The sequence below is a fragment of the Actinospica robiniae DSM 44927 genome, from assembly GCF_000504285.1.
Classification (GTDB): domain Bacteria; phylum Actinomycetota; class Actinomycetes; order Streptomycetales; family Catenulisporaceae; genus Actinospica; species Actinospica robiniae.
Genome location: NZ_KI632511.1, coordinates 8,331,241 through 8,345,604 on the forward strand (window position 1 = coordinate 8,331,241; position 14,364 = coordinate 8,345,604).

At 70.8% G+C, this 14,364-nt stretch carries 11 protein-coding genes; 9 read left to right on the forward strand and 2 right to left on the reverse strand.

Translation table 11 applies throughout. From position 1 onward, the window contains the following. Positions 1-88: 88 nt before the first annotated feature. Both ACTRO_RS50550 and ACTRO_RS35955 read right to left on the reverse strand, forming a co-directional pair. Positions 89-2,128: an InlB B-repeat-containing protein gene (locus ACTRO_RS50550; RefSeq protein WP_034270407.1), complete on the reverse strand. Its 2,040-nt coding sequence runs from the start codon at positions 2,126-2,128 to the stop codon at positions 89-91. Positions 2,129-2,213: 85 nt separating this feature from the next. After that, positions 2,214-3,326: a substrate-binding domain-containing protein gene (locus tag ACTRO_RS35955; protein WP_245594596.1), complete on the reverse strand. Its 1,113-nt coding sequence runs from the start codon at positions 3,324-3,326 to the stop codon at positions 2,214-2,216. A 293-nt stretch (positions 3,327-3,619) separates the two neighbouring features. On the opposite strand from ACTRO_RS35955, the gene ACTRO_RS35960 reads away from it, so the two are divergent. The 9 genes from ACTRO_RS35960 (at position 3,620) to ACTRO_RS36000 (ending at position 14,306) form a co-directional block, all read left to right on the forward strand. Then, the gene (locus ACTRO_RS35960) at positions 3,620-4,630 is read left to right on the forward strand and encodes a hydroxyacid dehydrogenase (RefSeq protein ID WP_034270409.1); all 1,011 of its coding nucleotides are present in this window, start codon (positions 3,620-3,622) and stop codon (positions 4,628-4,630) included. Then, positions 4,627-6,579 carry a DUF2264 domain-containing protein gene (locus ACTRO_RS35965; protein ID WP_034270411.1) on the forward strand — a complete coding sequence of 651 codons (1,953 nt, stop codon included), beginning with the start codon at positions 4,627-4,629 and terminating at the stop codon, positions 6,577-6,579. Before ACTRO_RS35960 ends, ACTRO_RS35965 begins: the two co-directional genes overlap by 4 nt. A gap of 32 nt (positions 6,580-6,611) precedes the next feature. Further along, positions 6,612-7,883 (forward strand): ABC transporter substrate-binding protein, encoded by a 1,272-nt coding sequence (locus tag ACTRO_RS35970; protein ID WP_034270414.1) that lies wholly within the window; start codon positions 6,612-6,614, stop codon positions 7,881-7,883. 59 nt (positions 7,884-7,942) lie between these two features. Next, the gene (locus ACTRO_RS35975; RefSeq protein WP_034270417.1) at positions 7,943-8,884 is read left to right on the forward strand and encodes a carbohydrate ABC transporter permease; all 942 of its coding nucleotides are present in this window, start codon (positions 7,943-7,945) and stop codon (positions 8,882-8,884) included. Further along, positions 8,881-9,744 (forward strand): carbohydrate ABC transporter permease, encoded by an 864-nt coding sequence (locus ACTRO_RS35980; RefSeq protein ID WP_051451910.1) that lies wholly within the window; start codon positions 8,881-8,883, stop codon positions 9,742-9,744. Before ACTRO_RS35975 ends, ACTRO_RS35980 begins: the two co-directional genes overlap by 4 nt. A 3-nt stretch (positions 9,745-9,747) precedes the next feature. After that, positions 9,748-10,404, forward strand: coding sequence for a DUF624 domain-containing protein (locus tag ACTRO_RS35985; RefSeq protein ID WP_034270420.1), 657 nt, complete (start codon positions 9,748-9,750; stop codon positions 10,402-10,404). A 36-nt stretch (positions 10,405-10,440) separates the two neighbouring features. Then, positions 10,441-11,910, forward strand: coding sequence for an RICIN domain-containing protein (locus ACTRO_RS35990; RefSeq protein WP_034270423.1), 1,470 nt, complete (start codon positions 10,441-10,443; stop codon positions 11,908-11,910). Positions 11,911-11,952: 42 nt separating this feature from the next. Continuing rightward, positions 11,953-13,815, forward strand: a complete 1,863-nt coding sequence (locus ACTRO_RS35995) for a heparinase II/III domain-containing protein (RefSeq protein ID WP_051451911.1) — start codon at positions 11,953-11,955, stop codon at positions 13,813-13,815. A 140-nt stretch (positions 13,816-13,955) separates the two neighbouring features. Beyond that, on the forward strand, positions 13,956-14,306 hold the full coding sequence (locus tag ACTRO_RS36000; protein WP_034270426.1) for a hypothetical protein: 351 nt from the start codon (positions 13,956-13,958) through the stop codon (positions 14,304-14,306). The last annotated feature ends 58 nt before the right edge of the window (positions 14,307-14,364 follow it).

The following is a 14,364-nucleotide window of genomic DNA, read 5'->3' on the forward strand; positions in this document are numbered from 1 at the left end:
AAGGTGTCAAAGGTATGACAGCAGGAGCGCATCGGCCGTGGCCGATGCGCTCCTCGGGACCTGCTGACGGATCCGGCGGGCTCTCGGCTCAGCGCCGCCGGAACCGCCGGCCGACCCGCAGCGAGGCCAGGCCGCCGAGCAGGCTAAGCAGGCCGAGGCCGGCCGCCTCGACGAGGCCGGTCGGACCGGTCGAGGCGAGGTGGCCGGGGCGGTGCCAGCCTTGGCCGCCTGTGCCGGGGTGACCGTTGCCGGGGTGGCCACCGTGCTGCGTCGGGTAGGGCTTGCCCGCCTGGATCCTGATCTCCGGGCTCCGTGACGGGCCCCACTCCCGGCCGGACGGGGTGTAGACGACGCGCAGGACGTGCTCGCCCCTGGTCACGTGCGGGTATGTCAGCACCGCGCGGCCGTGCGCGTCGAGGGTGGCGGTGGCCACGGCCTTGCCGTCGATGTAGAGCGTGACCGTGCCGTGCGGGATCCCGGCGACGGCATCGAGCGCGTGGACGGTCACGTCGACCGGGAGGTCCTGGCCCGGCTTGGCCTTGCCGCGCGGCACAGCCTCGGTGACCGTTGCCGCACCCCACTGGGCGTAGAGCGTCTCGTCGGCGCTGATCACGGTGTTCGCGGTGAAGTGCACGCTCTGGCCGCTGCCGTCGGCCTTCGTGTTCCAGCCCTCGAAGTCCCAGCCGGCCCGGGTCGGATCGGCGGGGACGGTGCGGGCACCCTCGGCGAAGGTGGTGGCGAACACGCGGACCGCGGTGGTGGGCGTGCCGCCGTTTGCGTTGAAGGTGACCAGGTAGTTGTGCGGCAGCAGGCCCAGCAGCTGCCACTGAACGTTCGCGGTGGGCAGCTGGATCGCGCCGTCGTTCACGACCGTGCCGCCCGGCGCGTCGTGAAGCGAGCCGTTGCCGGTGACGATGATGCCCGCGGGCACCCGCAGGACCGCGCCCTCCGGGATCTCCAGCGTGGCGGGGGAGTTGACGGCGAGTGAGCCGAACGTGGTGTCGCCGTCGCCCATGCCGACCGCGGAGGACGTGTGGCTGTAGTGCTCGCGGTTGGCCGCGGTCACCATGCCGCCGTCGAGTAGGACATGGCCGCCCGCGCCGTGGTACCCGCCGCCGATGCCCGCGCCGTACCCGGTGGTCTTCGCGACGACGATCGGGTGCCCGGTGACGGTGAGCGAGCCGCCGGCACCGTTGCCACCACCGCCGATCCCGGCGCCGATGTATGAGCCTTCCGCAACGACGCCGGCGCTGCCGCCGATCGCCACGGTGCCGCCGTTCCCGCCGGTGGGCGGGCTGGTCAGGGCGGCTTGCCCGCCGCCGATTCCGGCGCCGCGCCCGGTGCTGGTGGCGTGGACCGTGGCCGCGCCGTCGATGGTGACCGCGCCGCCGTCCCCGCCCCAGTACCCGCCGCCGATGCCCGCGCCCGCACCGCTGGTCGCGGTGACGTGCGCCGAATCGGTGATGTGGATCGTGCCGCCGGCGGCGTAGTCGCCCCCGCCGATGCCCGCGCCGTCGGTGCTGGCGGCGGTGACCGTCGCGTGGTCGTTGATGGTGACGGTGCCGCCGGCACCGTGGTCACCGCCGCCGATGCCCGCGCCGAACTGGCCGCCGGCCGCCCGGACGTGTGCGTGTCCGGTGAGGGTGACGGAGCCGTTCTCCGGGTGGCGCGAGTCGCCGCCGATCCCGGCGGCGGTGCTCTGCCGGGCGGTGGCGTGCACCACGGCCCGGCCCTCGATCAGGAGCGTGGCGCCGTCGACCGAGATGCCGGCGCCGTCACCGCTCGCGGCCAGCGCGGTGAGCGTGCCGGCGGCGCCGACGCTGGAGTCGGTGACGGTCAGCTTCGATCCGGAGCCGAGCTTGATCGAGCCGGTGTCCAGGCTGTGCCCGGACAGGTCGAGCACGAGCGAGGAGCCGGCGGCGAGCGAGAGGTCTGCGTTGCCGCCCTGGACGACGTCGGCGTCCAGCGTCACGACGCCGCCCGCGCTCGCCGGGTTGGTGAACGCGGCCTGCAGCGCGGCGTAGGTGGTGACGTTCGCCGCGAACGCGTTGCCGGGCAGAGCCGTCCAGGTCGCCGCGGTCAGCGCGGCCACCGCCGAGAACCGCGTCAGACGCGATGTGTTGATCATGCATGGAGGGTAACCATACGATAGCTAGATGTGATCGAGTTCGACCATCCGGCGGCGTGTCAACGGGTGGAGGGCGCGTCAGACGTCAGACACTCGAGTCGCGGATCACCAACCGGGGACTGATCTGGATCCGGTGCATCGGGCGGTCCGGGTCGCCCTGCATGCGCTTGGCGAGCAGCTCGACCGCGGTCTGCCCGAGGCTGAGCTTGGCCGGGCGGATCGCGGTCAGCGCCGGGTCGGCCAGGCCCGCCACCTCGTCGTCGTAGGCGACCACGGCCAGATCCTGCGGGACGCGAATACCGCGCTCCTGGCAGCGGCCGACCAGCGAGATCGCCTCCCGGTCCGAGTGCACCAGCAGGGCCCTGGTTCCGCTGGCGATGCAGGCGTCGAGGAACTCGTCGAGCCGCGCGTTCCAGCTCGGGGTGCGGTAGTCGGGGGTGAGCACGTCCGGGGTGCCGTCGAGCTCCACTCCGATCTGCTCGGCGGTCTCGCGCCAGCCGCGCCGCACCGCCTGGGTGTGCGGGCTGGTCGAGGAGGCGAGGAAGCCGATCCGGCGGTGGCCCTCGAGGGCCAGGTGGCGCACGGCCAAACCGGCGCCGAAGCTGTGATCCGTCGTCACCGACTCGACGTGCTCGTGGAACGGGCCGACGGTGGCCGAGCGCTCGACGAAGGTGACCGGGACGGGCAGCGCGGCCAGCCAGCCGATCAGCTCGGCGGCCGCCTCGCCGGCCGTGGGCGGGGCGATCAGCAGACCCTGGATACCGACCGTCTCGAGCAGCCAGAGGGTCTGCCGGCGCAGGTCGTCGACGTCGTCGTAGGACGAGCCGCGCAGCACGATCCGCACCCCGGCCGCGGGGGCGGCGTCGCGGGCGCCGCGGATGATCTGCGGCCAGTAGTAGTCCAGCGACGGCACGACCATGCCGACCGGGGGCAGGTCGGCCTCGTCCGGATCGCCCGGGGCGGCGGCGTCCTCGGGGACGGCTACCGCGCCGCCTCCGCGAGGCAGCCGGATTCCGCCGTGCACGCGCTCGATCGCGCCCTCGTCGGCCAGTTGCGCGATGTCCCGGCGCACCGTCACGGCACTGACCCCGAGCGCCCGGGCGACGTCCGCGACCCGCAGCGTGCCGCGGGCGCGCAGTTCGGCCAGCACGCTCTCCCGGCGCTGCACCGGCAGCAGCGGTGGCTCGGTCTCGGTCACGGCGGAGCCTCCACTCCTTGACGTGTCAGGGTCGTGATCGAACGTCACGAAGGCACGCCGTGTGCATCATGGCACAGCGCGGAGGCCAGCGTTCATACGATCGACTTCGATCATAATCGCACTGATTGGTTCAGGTCTAGTGGGGTCACAAGTCGATAACGGGGCCTTGTGTTGCGGTTTTGTGTGCGCTCTACTCCTCTCACTGAGCGATCGAACGTAAGCGAACACTTTCGATCAGCAGTCGGCGAGCATCGTCGATCAGGTCGATGAGGACTTCAGCAGAGGGGGAGCGCATGCACCGTCCGCAGGCGATGCTCGTGATGCGGCGCGGCACGTTCCGGATCCAGTTCGGACCCGGCGAGCTCGGCCGGCTGCGCGCCGCGGCCGAGCTCGGCGATCCGGTCTGGGCCGAGGACCTCGACCAGAGCGCCGTCCGGGCCCGCCTCGCCGAGACGGAGGTGCTGCTGACCTCGTGGGGCTCGCCCCGGCTCGACGCCGCCGCGCTCGCGGCCGCGCCCCGGCTGCGGGCCGTGTTCCACTGCGCCGGCAGCGTCCGGCCGGTGGTCTCCGAGTCCCTGTGGGACCGCGGGATCCTGGTGACCAGCGCCGCCGAGGCCAACGCCACGCCGGTGGCCGAGTACACCCTGGCGGCGATCATCTTCGCGGGCAAGAAGGCGCACGTGCTGGCCGGCCAGTCGAGGCTGGAACCCTTCAGCTGGCACGCCGTCGGCGACCGGGAGGACCTGTCCAACTACGGCCGGGTGATCGGCATCGTCGGGTTCTCCCGGACCGGGCGGCAGCTGATGGACCGGCTGCGCCTGCTCGAGACCGGCGAGATCCTGGTCACCGACCCGTATGCGGACCCGGTGGCGGTGGCCGCGGCCGGCGGGCGCCTGGTCGAGCTCGACGAACTGCTCGTCAGGTCCGAGATCCTCTCCCTGCACCTGCCGGAGCTGCCCGAGACCCGGCACGCGATCGGCGCCCGCGAACTGGCCCTGCTGCCGGACGGCGCCACGGTGATCAACACCGCCCGCGGCTCCGTCATCGACACCGCGGCGCTCGAACGCGAATGCGTCACGGGACGGCTGAACGCGATCCTCGACGTCACCGACCCCGACCCGCTGCCCCCGGGTTCGCTGCTGGTCTCGCTGCCGAACGTCATGATCACCCCGCACATCGCCGGGTCCCTCGGCACCGAGACCCGGCGGATGAGCGCCCAGGCCCTGGACGAACTCGAGCGCTACGCCCGCGGCGAGGCGCCGCTGCACCCGGTCACCCGCGAGGCCATGGAGGTCAGCGCATGAGCTCGCTCCGGGATCAGGACTCGGACATAGCCCCGTACACCGGCTGGACCCGCGACGACTGGACAGCGCTGGCCGACCGGATGCTGCTGGCCGCCCGGCGCCACGCCTCCCCGTCGCACGCGCTGATCACCCCGCCCGGCGCCCCCGGCGGCTACGGCACCCGCGTGGACGGACTCGAAGGCTTCGCCCGGACCTTTCTGTTAGCCGGATTCCGACTGGCCGGCGAGCAGGGCAAAGACCCGCTGGACCTGCTCTCCCGCTACGCCGAGGGGATAGCGGCCGGCACCGACCCCACGTCGCCGGAGCGCTGGGTGACCCCGCGCGAGCACGGCCAGGCCAAGGTGGAGGCGGCCTCCATCGCGCTCATCCTCGACCTGACCCGGCCGTGGCTGTGGGACCAGCTCGATGGCGGCGTACAGGAACGGGTCGTGGACTACCTGGCCCAGGTCGTCGGGGACAAGGACTATCCGCGGACGAACTGGCTCTGGTTCCGCATCGTCGTCGAGCAGTTCCTCTCCTCCGTCTCAGGGCCCTGGTCGCTCGACGACATGCACGCGGACCTCGCCCTGCACGAGTCCTTCGTGCGCGAGGGCGGCTGGTACAGCGACGGCGACGAGCGCAGTTTCGACCACTACTGCGGCTGGGCGCTGCACCTGTACCCGATCCTGTGGAGCCGGATGTCCGGGGCCGCCGATCTCGCCGCGCCCCTGCTGCCGGAGTACACCGCGCGCCTGGACCGCTTCCTGCTCGACGCGATCCGGCTCGTCGGCGCGGACGGCTCGCCGCTGCTGCAGGGACGCAGCCTGGTCTACCGCTTCGCCGCCGCGGCACCGTTCTGGATCGGCGCGTATGCCGGGACCGGCGCGGTGGAACCGGGTCGGCTGCGCCGCGCGGCCACCGGCATCGTCAAGCACTTCGTCGACCGCGGCGCCCCGGACAAAGACGGGCTGCTCACCCTCGGCTGGCACCACGAGTGGCGCGGCCTGGCCCAGAACTACTCCGGACCCGGATCGCCGTACTGGGCGGCGAAGGGGATGCTCGGCCTCGCCCTGCCGGCCGACCACCCGGTGTGGACGAGCACTGAGCTGCCGCTGCCGGTGGAGGAGGCGGACCAGCTCGCGCTCGTCTCCGCCCCCGGCTGGGCGCTGAGCTCGACCGCCGCGGACGGCGTCGTGCGCGTCTACAACCACGGGACCGACCACGCCCGCCCGGGCGACCGGACCGGCGACTCCCCGCTCTACGCCCGCATCGGCTACTCCACCGCGACCTGCCCGCAGGTCGATGAAGAGGGCTGGGACGCGCCGACCGACCAGTCCGTCGTCCTGCTCGACGGCGACGGGCGCCCCACGCACCGGTCCGGCTTCGAGACGCTCGAGGCGGCCGACCTCGACGGCGCCGTCCTGCTGGCCTCGCGGGCGCGGTGCCGCTGGCTCGACCCCGACCGCAGCGGGCCCGAGCACGGCTCCGGCCGTCAGGGTACTGCGATCGACGCGGCCACCGTCACCACCGTCTCGATCGTGCGCGGCGCCTGGGAGGTGCGCTGCGTGCGCGTCGACCCGGCCGGCGCGCCCGGCTGGGACGAGGTCGTCGCGCTGCGGATCGGCGGCTGGCCCGTCTCCGGGTCCGACCCGCTCTCCACCTACGTCGGGCCGGCCGGCGCCGTCGTCGTCGGCCGGCACACCTCCACCGCGGTGGCCCTGCACGGTCTCGACCAGACCGGCGTGCACCGCGGCCACGACGCGACGCCGCTCGGGATGTGGACCGCCACGCCCTGGCTGCTCGCCGACCCGGAGCCGGGGCTCTGGAAGATCGCCGCCCTGGCCCTGGGAGAAGCGGAACGGGCCCCCGAAGCCCGGCTCCGCCTGCCCGAACCCGCTCCGGGCGCCACGACCGTCTCGATCACCTGGCCCGACCGGGCCGAGACCGTCGCCACGCTGCCTGCTGCCTGACCGCTCCACTCCACGTCGAGGAAGGAAAACCCGTGCACAGAAGGAAGTTCCTCCAGCTCGCCGCGTCCGCCGCGGCGGCCGGCCCGCTGCTGTCGGCCTGCGGCTCCAGCTCCGGCTCGTCGAGCGGGAGCGACGGGCCGGTCACCCTGACCGTGAGCACCTGGAGCATGTCGACCACGCCCGAGTTCAAGGCCCTGTTCGACGCCTTCCAGAAGCTCTACCCGAACATCACCATCAAGCCGGTCGACATCCTCGCCGCCGACTACAGCACCAAGGTGAAGGTGATGCTCTCCGGCGGGGACTCCACCGACATCATCACCATGAAGAACACCACCGACTACGGCCAGTTCGCCGAGCGCGGCCAGCTGCGCGACATCAGTTCCCTGGCGTCCTCCGGCACTGCCCCCTCCCTGCAGGGCCTGAGCTCGTTCAAGATGAACGACAAGTACTACGCGCTGCCCTACCGCCAGGACTTCTGGGCCCTGTTCTACAACAAGAAGCTGTTCGACGCCGCAGGTAAGCCGTACCCGACGAACATGACCTGGGACGAGTACGCCACCCTGGCCGAGTCGCTGACCACGGGTTCGGGCGGCAGCAAGGTCTACGGCACCTACCACCACACCTGGCGCTCGGTGGTGCAGGCGATCTCGGCCGCGCAGACCGGCGGCGACCTGATCGGCGGCAAGTACGAGTTCTTCACCGACCAGTACGACATCGCCCTCGGCATCCAGAACGCCGGCGCGGCGCTCGACTACGGCACCGCCACCACCCAGAAGACCGGGTACCAGGCGATGATCGAGACCGGCAAGACCGCGATGCTGCCGATGGGCACCTGGCTGATCGGCACCCTGTGGGCGGACAAGAAGTCCGGCACCACCGACATCGACTGGTCGATGGCGCCCATGCCGCAGCGTTCCGGCGCCAGCGGCGTCACCACCTTCGGCTCGCCGACCGCCTTCTCCATCAACAAGAAGGCCAAGAACGTGGACGCGGCGGAGAAGTTCATCGACTTCGCCACCGGACCGCAGGGCGCCGCGATCGTCGCCGGCATCGGCATCGTGCCGGCGCTGCTCAACGACGACACCCGCAAGGTCTACTTCGGACTGGACGGGATGCCCACCGACGCCGGCTTCCAGACGGCGTTCAAGCCGGACAAGGTCGTGCTCGAGATGCCGGTCAACGACAAGAGCTCGCAGATCGACACCATCCTGACCGCCGAGCACACGCTCGTGATGACCAAGCAGAAGTCGATCGCCGCCGGAATCGCGGAGATGGACTCCCGCGTGCAGACCGAAGTCGAATAGTCGAGGCGGTCCGGTGCGCGGCGAGCCCCACCGCCGCGCACCGGACCGGGAGGAAGACGATGACCGACCTGATCACCGCGTCGCCCGACTCGCCGTCGGTGCTCGCCCGGCCCAGACCGCGGCGCCGGCGCTCCCGCGGGTGGCGCAACGCCCTGATCGGCTGGAGTTTCATCCTGCCGAACCTGATCGGCTTCGTCGCGATCACCCTCGTGCCGGTGCTCGCGATGTTCGCCCTGTCCTTCGCCTCCTGGGACGGCTACAACCCGCCGTCGTGGGTCGGGCTGAAGAACTTCCGCAGGCTGTTCAAGGACGACGCCTCGATGACGGCGCTGTGGAACACGCTCTACTACGCGGTCGGCTACGTCCCGCTGACCATGCTCGCCGCCCTGGGCCTGGCGCTGCTGCTGAACCGGAAGATGCGCGGCGTGGCCTTCTTCCGCGCCGTCGCGTTCTTCCCGTACATCACCTCGCTGGTCGCGGTCGCGATCGTGTGGAACATGCTGTTCAACCCGCAGTTCGGGCCGGTCAACCAGTTCCTGGGCTGGTTCGGCGTGCACGGCCCGGGCTGGACCACCTCCACGACGTGGGCGATGCCCGCGGTCATCGTCACCAGCGTCTGGCGGGACATGGGCTACTACATGATCCTGTTCCTGGCCGGGCTGCAGGCGATCCCGAAGGAGCTGTACGAGGCCGCCGAGGTGGACGGCACGAACGCCTGGCAGCGGTTCCGCGCGGTGACCGTGCCGGGGCTGCGCCCGACCAGCTTCCTGGTGCTGATCCTGCTGACCGTGCAGGCCTTCAAGGTCTTCGACCTGATCTACGTGATGACCCAGGGCGGACCGGGCGACGCCACCCTGGTGCTCGCCCAGCAGATCTACCAGACCGGCATCGTGGACGGCCAGTACGGCTACGCCTCGGCCATCTCCGTGCTGCTGTTCGCGCTGGTCCTGGTGCTGACCCTGATCCAGTTCTGGTTCAACGGCCGTAGGGAGCGCAAGTGACGACCACCGCCCTGGAGCGCCGTCAGACGCCGCGCTCCGCCCGCCGCGTCATCGGCCGCACGATCCTGTACGCGCTGTTCATCGCCGCCGCGGCCGCGATCCTGCTGCCATTCGCGTGGATGATCAGCGCGGGCCTCAAGCGCAACAACGACGTCTTCACCATCCCGATCCAGTGGATCCCGCACGACGTGCAGTGGCGCAACTTCGCCGACATCTGGTCGCAGATCCCGATGACGACCTACCTGCGCAACACGGTGTTCCTCAGCATCGTGATCACCTTCCTGCAGGTGCTCACCGGCAGCTTCGCCGCGTACGGGTTCGCGAAGGTTAAGTTCCGCGGCCGGGACACCCTGTTCGTGCTCTACATCGCGACGATCGCACTGCCCTGGCAGGCGTACATGGTGCCGCAGTACATCATGATGGTGAAGGCCGGGCTCACCGACACCTTCCTCTCGCTCATCCTGATCCAGGCCTTCGGCGCGTTCGGCGTCTTCCTGATGCGCCAGTTCTATCTGACGATCCCGGACGACCTGTGCGAGGCGGCCCGTATCGACGGGCTCAACGAGTACGGCATCTGGGCCCGGATCATCCTGCCGCTCTCCAAGCCCGCGCTGGCCAGCCTGGCCCTGCTGACGTTCGTGACCACCTGGAACGACTACATGGGGCCGTTCATCTACCTCACCGACAACGACCACTGGACGATCCAGTTGGGCCTGCAGTCGTTCATCGGCGAGTTCAACGCGGACTACGCGATGATGATGACCGGCTCCGTCCTCTCGGTGCTCCCGATCCTGGTGATCTTCCTGTTCGGGCAGCGCTACTTCATCCAGGGCATCGCGACCTCCGGAATGAAGGGCTGAGCCATGGGATCCAAGACGGCGCTGCCCTACGAGGCGATCTTCGGCTACGTCTACGCCGTGTTCCGGCTCAACCTGTGCCTGCTGGCCGCGGGCCTGCCGGTGCTGCTCGCCTTCGCCTTCACCGGTTCGCAGATCGAGGCCTGGCCCTTCTTCACCGCGCTGGCGGCGCTGTGCGGGCCGGCGGTCACGGCCGCGTTCGCCGCGTGCGCGTGCATGGGGGAGGAGACGGACCGGGTCGGACGGGTCTTCTGGTCCGCCTACCGGGCCGCCTTCGCCCGCTCGCTGGCCGTCGCGGCCGTCGCCGCGGCGGCCGTGATCGTGCTGGGCGTCGACCTCGAGGCCGCGGCCGGCACCCCGGCCAGGGCGGTGATCCCCATGCTCGCCGCGCTCATCGCCGTGGTCGTCCTGATGACCACGGCGATGCTCGCGTCCGGCCGCCGGCTCTCCGCCGCCGGCCTGCTCGCCTGCGCCTACCTCTCCATCCGCAAGTGGTACCTGAGCCTGGCGAACCTGGCCGTGCTCGGCGTCCTGCTCGCGGCGATCGTCGGCAAACCCGTGCTGGGCCTGGCCGTGCTGCCCGGGCCCGCCCTCTATGTGGTCTGGGCGAACACGCGCCACATCGTCGCCTCGCTGACCACCACGGACACCGGCCTCGGCTGAGGCCGGCCCCACCCCACACAGGGAAAGGATGTACCGTTGGCCACCTCCCACGACAGTGCGGTCCGCAGAGGCCCGACCATGGTCGTCAGAGCGCTGCTCGCCTGCGCTCTCGCCGTGGCGACGCTGCTGACCGCCGGCCAGCACCAGGCGCACGCGGCCACAGGAACCGCCGGCTTCAAGGGCGTGAACTGGGCCGATCAGCGAGACAACTTCGTCAACGGGGTTCTCTACCCGTCCGGACTCAGCTCCACCGACACCTACTCCTCCGCCTACACCGTCGGGCAGCAGGTGGTCGGCCAGCTGGACTCCCTCACCGGCGCCAACACCGTCCGCATGCCGATCAACGAGCCGACCGTCGCCAACGACTGGAGCGTCTACACCGGCGCCATCGACGGAGCGCTCACCAAGGGCAACGTGATCCTGTCCTATTGGGCCTGGGAGAACGGCGAGCCCGACAGCGTCAGCGCGTTCGACACCATGTGGGACACCGTCACCGCGAAGTACGGCAGCAACGCCAACGTCTACTTCGAGGTCATCAACGAGCCCTACGCCTACAGCACCTCCGCGCTGCAGACCTTCTACAGCAACTGGCTCTCCCGCTACTCGAGCGTGCCGAAGGGCCACGTGATCCTGGACGGCTCCGGATACGCCACCGGTGTCTCCACCGTCGGCGGCGACAGCGCCCTCAACGGCACGCTGATCGGCGCGCACTACTACACCTTCTTCGTCAGCTCGCCGTACAACGACGAGACCGATTGGGCGAACGGGATCTCCAGCGAGATCGGCAGCTACGCCAGCCGGACCATCGCCACCGAGTGGGGTGCGCCGATGAGCACGGGATCGAAGAACAGCGTCGAATACGACCCCATCGACTACAGCATCGAGAGCGGCTCCTACTTCGCCGAGTACGTCCGGGGCGTGAGCAGCGAGCTGCGCACCCTCGGCGTCGGCAGCGTCTACTGGCCGGGCCTGCGTGACGGCGACTGGTACAGCCTGACCAGCAAGACCGGCAGCGGCTCGTCGATCGCGCTCTCCCTGGTCAACTCCAGCGGGCTGACCCGGCTGCAGTACGCCTGGGGCGTGGGCACCGGCGGCGGCACGTACGTCAGCTTCCGCAACGACGCCACCAGCCTGTACTTCGACGGCGCGGGTTCGACCACGAGCGGCTCGGACACGGAGCAGTACGCGTCGTCCGGCAGCACGAACCAGGAGTGGAGCATCGTCAATGACGGCACCTACGTCCTGATCGAGAACCGGGCCACCGGCATGTACCTGGACGGCATGGGGCGCACCACGAACGGCGCCGCGGTCGGCCAGTACAGCTACAGCAACAGCACCAACCAGCAGTGGACCCTGGTCAGCGACGGCAACTACGTCATGATCAAGAACCGGGGCACCGGCCTGTACATCGACGGCATGGGCCGCACGACCAACGGCGCGAGCCTGGCCCAGTACGCCTCGAGCGGCAGCACCAACCAGCAGTGGAAGATCTCCGCGGCCGGCTGATCCTGAGCTGACCTGACGAGCCCAACCGAAAAGAGGGGGAACATGCCGACCACACCGAGCGGCGTCCGCGGACAGCTGCTGCCCTGTGCCGAGGCCCTCGCGGTGCCGAGGGCGGGCGACCGCTCGGTGTGGTCGGCGCAATCCCTGCACGCGCCGACGATCCGCGCACTCGCGGATCGCGCGGCGGCCGACCGGGCGAAGCCGTGGCCGATCCCACTGGCCGGCGGCTTCGCCCGGTACGTCCGGGACGGGGACCGGGCCGAGTACGAGGACGTCGTATTCACCCGCGAACACCGGCTCACCCGCGCGGCGGTGATGGCCGCGGTGACGCTGGATCAGGCCTGGATCGACGAAGTCGTCGACGGCGTCGCCCTGCTGTGCGAGCAGAGCACCTGGTGCCTGCCCGCGCACGACGACTGCTTCGCCCGCGGGGGCGCGGTCACCGACGTCACCCGGCCCTTCCTCGACCTGCGCGCGGGTGACGTCGCCGCGCAGCTGGCCTGGATCGACCACCTGCTCGGCGAGCAGCTGGACGAGCGCGCGCCAGGTATCAGGGCTCGGATCCGGTACGAGGTGGATCGCCGGGTCCTGACTCCGTTCGTCACCCGCCGGGACTGGCACTGGCTGCAGGACGTGCACAACTGGAGCGCCTGGATCCACAGCAACGTGCTCGTTGCGGCGCTCGTTCTGATCGACGAGCCGGAGGTGCGGGACGAGGTCGTCGAAACGGTCGTGGCAGGGCTCGATCAGTACATCGCCTCGATCCCCGCGGACGGCGCGATCGACGAGGGCTTCATGTACTGGTGGCAGGGTGCCTGCCGCGCGTTGGAGGCGCTGGACCTGCTGCACCACGCCTCCGGCGGGGCTCTCGGCGCGATCACCTCCGAGTCGTTGCGCCAGGTCATCGCCTTCCCGCATCGGATGCAGCTTGGCGGCGACTGGTACCTCAACTTCGCCGACGGAGCCGCCCGGCTCCCCTCCGGCGAGCTGCCCTGGTGTGCCCTGCACCAAGCCGCCCGCCGCGTCGGCGACGCAAAAGCGCAGGCCCACGCCGCCACCCACCGCCAGGGCGACGCACCCGTCGCGCGGGAGGAGCAAGGGCTCGGCAGGCTGCTGCGCGCACTGACGGATCGTGAGTGGGTCGAGGCCGCAACGACCGACGCACCGCTGCCGCGCGAGGTCTGGCTGCCGTCGACTCAGGTTCTGCTGGTGCGCGAGAAAGCGGGCACGGCCAACGGAATCACGCTCGCGGTCAAAGGCGGCCACAACGGCGAGCACCACAACCACAACGATGTCGGCGGCATCGTCGTCGCCCTTGACGGCGTCCCCGTGGTCGTCGACCCGGGCCGCCCCACGTACACCGCCCAGACCTTCAGTCCGGACCGCTACAAGATCTGGACCATGCAAAGCTCTTGGCACTCCGTGCCCGAGATCCGCGCGACCCCGCAGGCCGCCGGTGCGCAGTACGCGGCCCGCGACGTCACCCCGAACCTCGAAGGCGACGAACCGGGCCTGGCGCTCGACATCGCCGCCGCCTACCCCGCCCCCGGCCTCGTCCGCTGGCGCCGCGACGCCCGCCTCGACCGCCGCAGCCACCGCGTCCGCGTCACCGAGACGTGGGAGGCGCTTCACGACGAGGGCGGCGCTCAGACGTTCATCCACCTGATGCTCGCCGGAGACGTGGCACCCGGCGAAGGCCGCGCCCTGGTCGAGGCGGTCGACGGAGCCGGCCGGGCATCGATTTCGTGGGATCCGCCGCAGGCCCCGGCCGCCGTCACGGTGCGGGAGCTGGACGACCCCTGGCTCGCCGACGTGTGGGGAAAGCGGCTGACCCGCCTCGAGATCGACGTCACCGCGCTGGGTTCGAGCGGCACCTTCACATGGCGGGTGGAGCGGGCGGCATAACACCTCGTCAGCGGACCGGCAACCGGGGTTGACAGGCAGTCACACATTGGTGTGATTATCGGAATACCCAGGGAGGAGGTCGGGAAGATTCCCGCGCGGCGGATCACCCGTCACCCCCTGCGGAAAGGAAGCACCCCACCATGCGCATCTCCCGTCCCCTCGCTGCGGTCGGCCTGGCCGGCGCCCTCGCGGTGGCCGCCCCGGCCGGCGCCGCCTTCGCCGACGCGACGCCGCAGCCCCGCGCGGCGGGCAACTTCATCTACTGGAACTACAACACCGGCGAGAACGCGCTGATCAACCCGGCGAACGACCGCTGCCTGAGGATCGACGCGGACAACATCGCCGGCCCCCTGACCAACCTCACCGACCGCGACGCGCTCGTCTTCACCGGGATCAACTGCGACGGCGCGGCCTTCCGGGTCCCCGCGCGCGCCATCACCTACGGCCCGTTCCCCAAGTACCTGTCCGTGCTCTTCCCCGAGACCGTCTGAGCCGGAGAACGGCGCCGCACACCCCTGCCCCGGGGTGTGCGGCGCCGTCGCGTGCGCG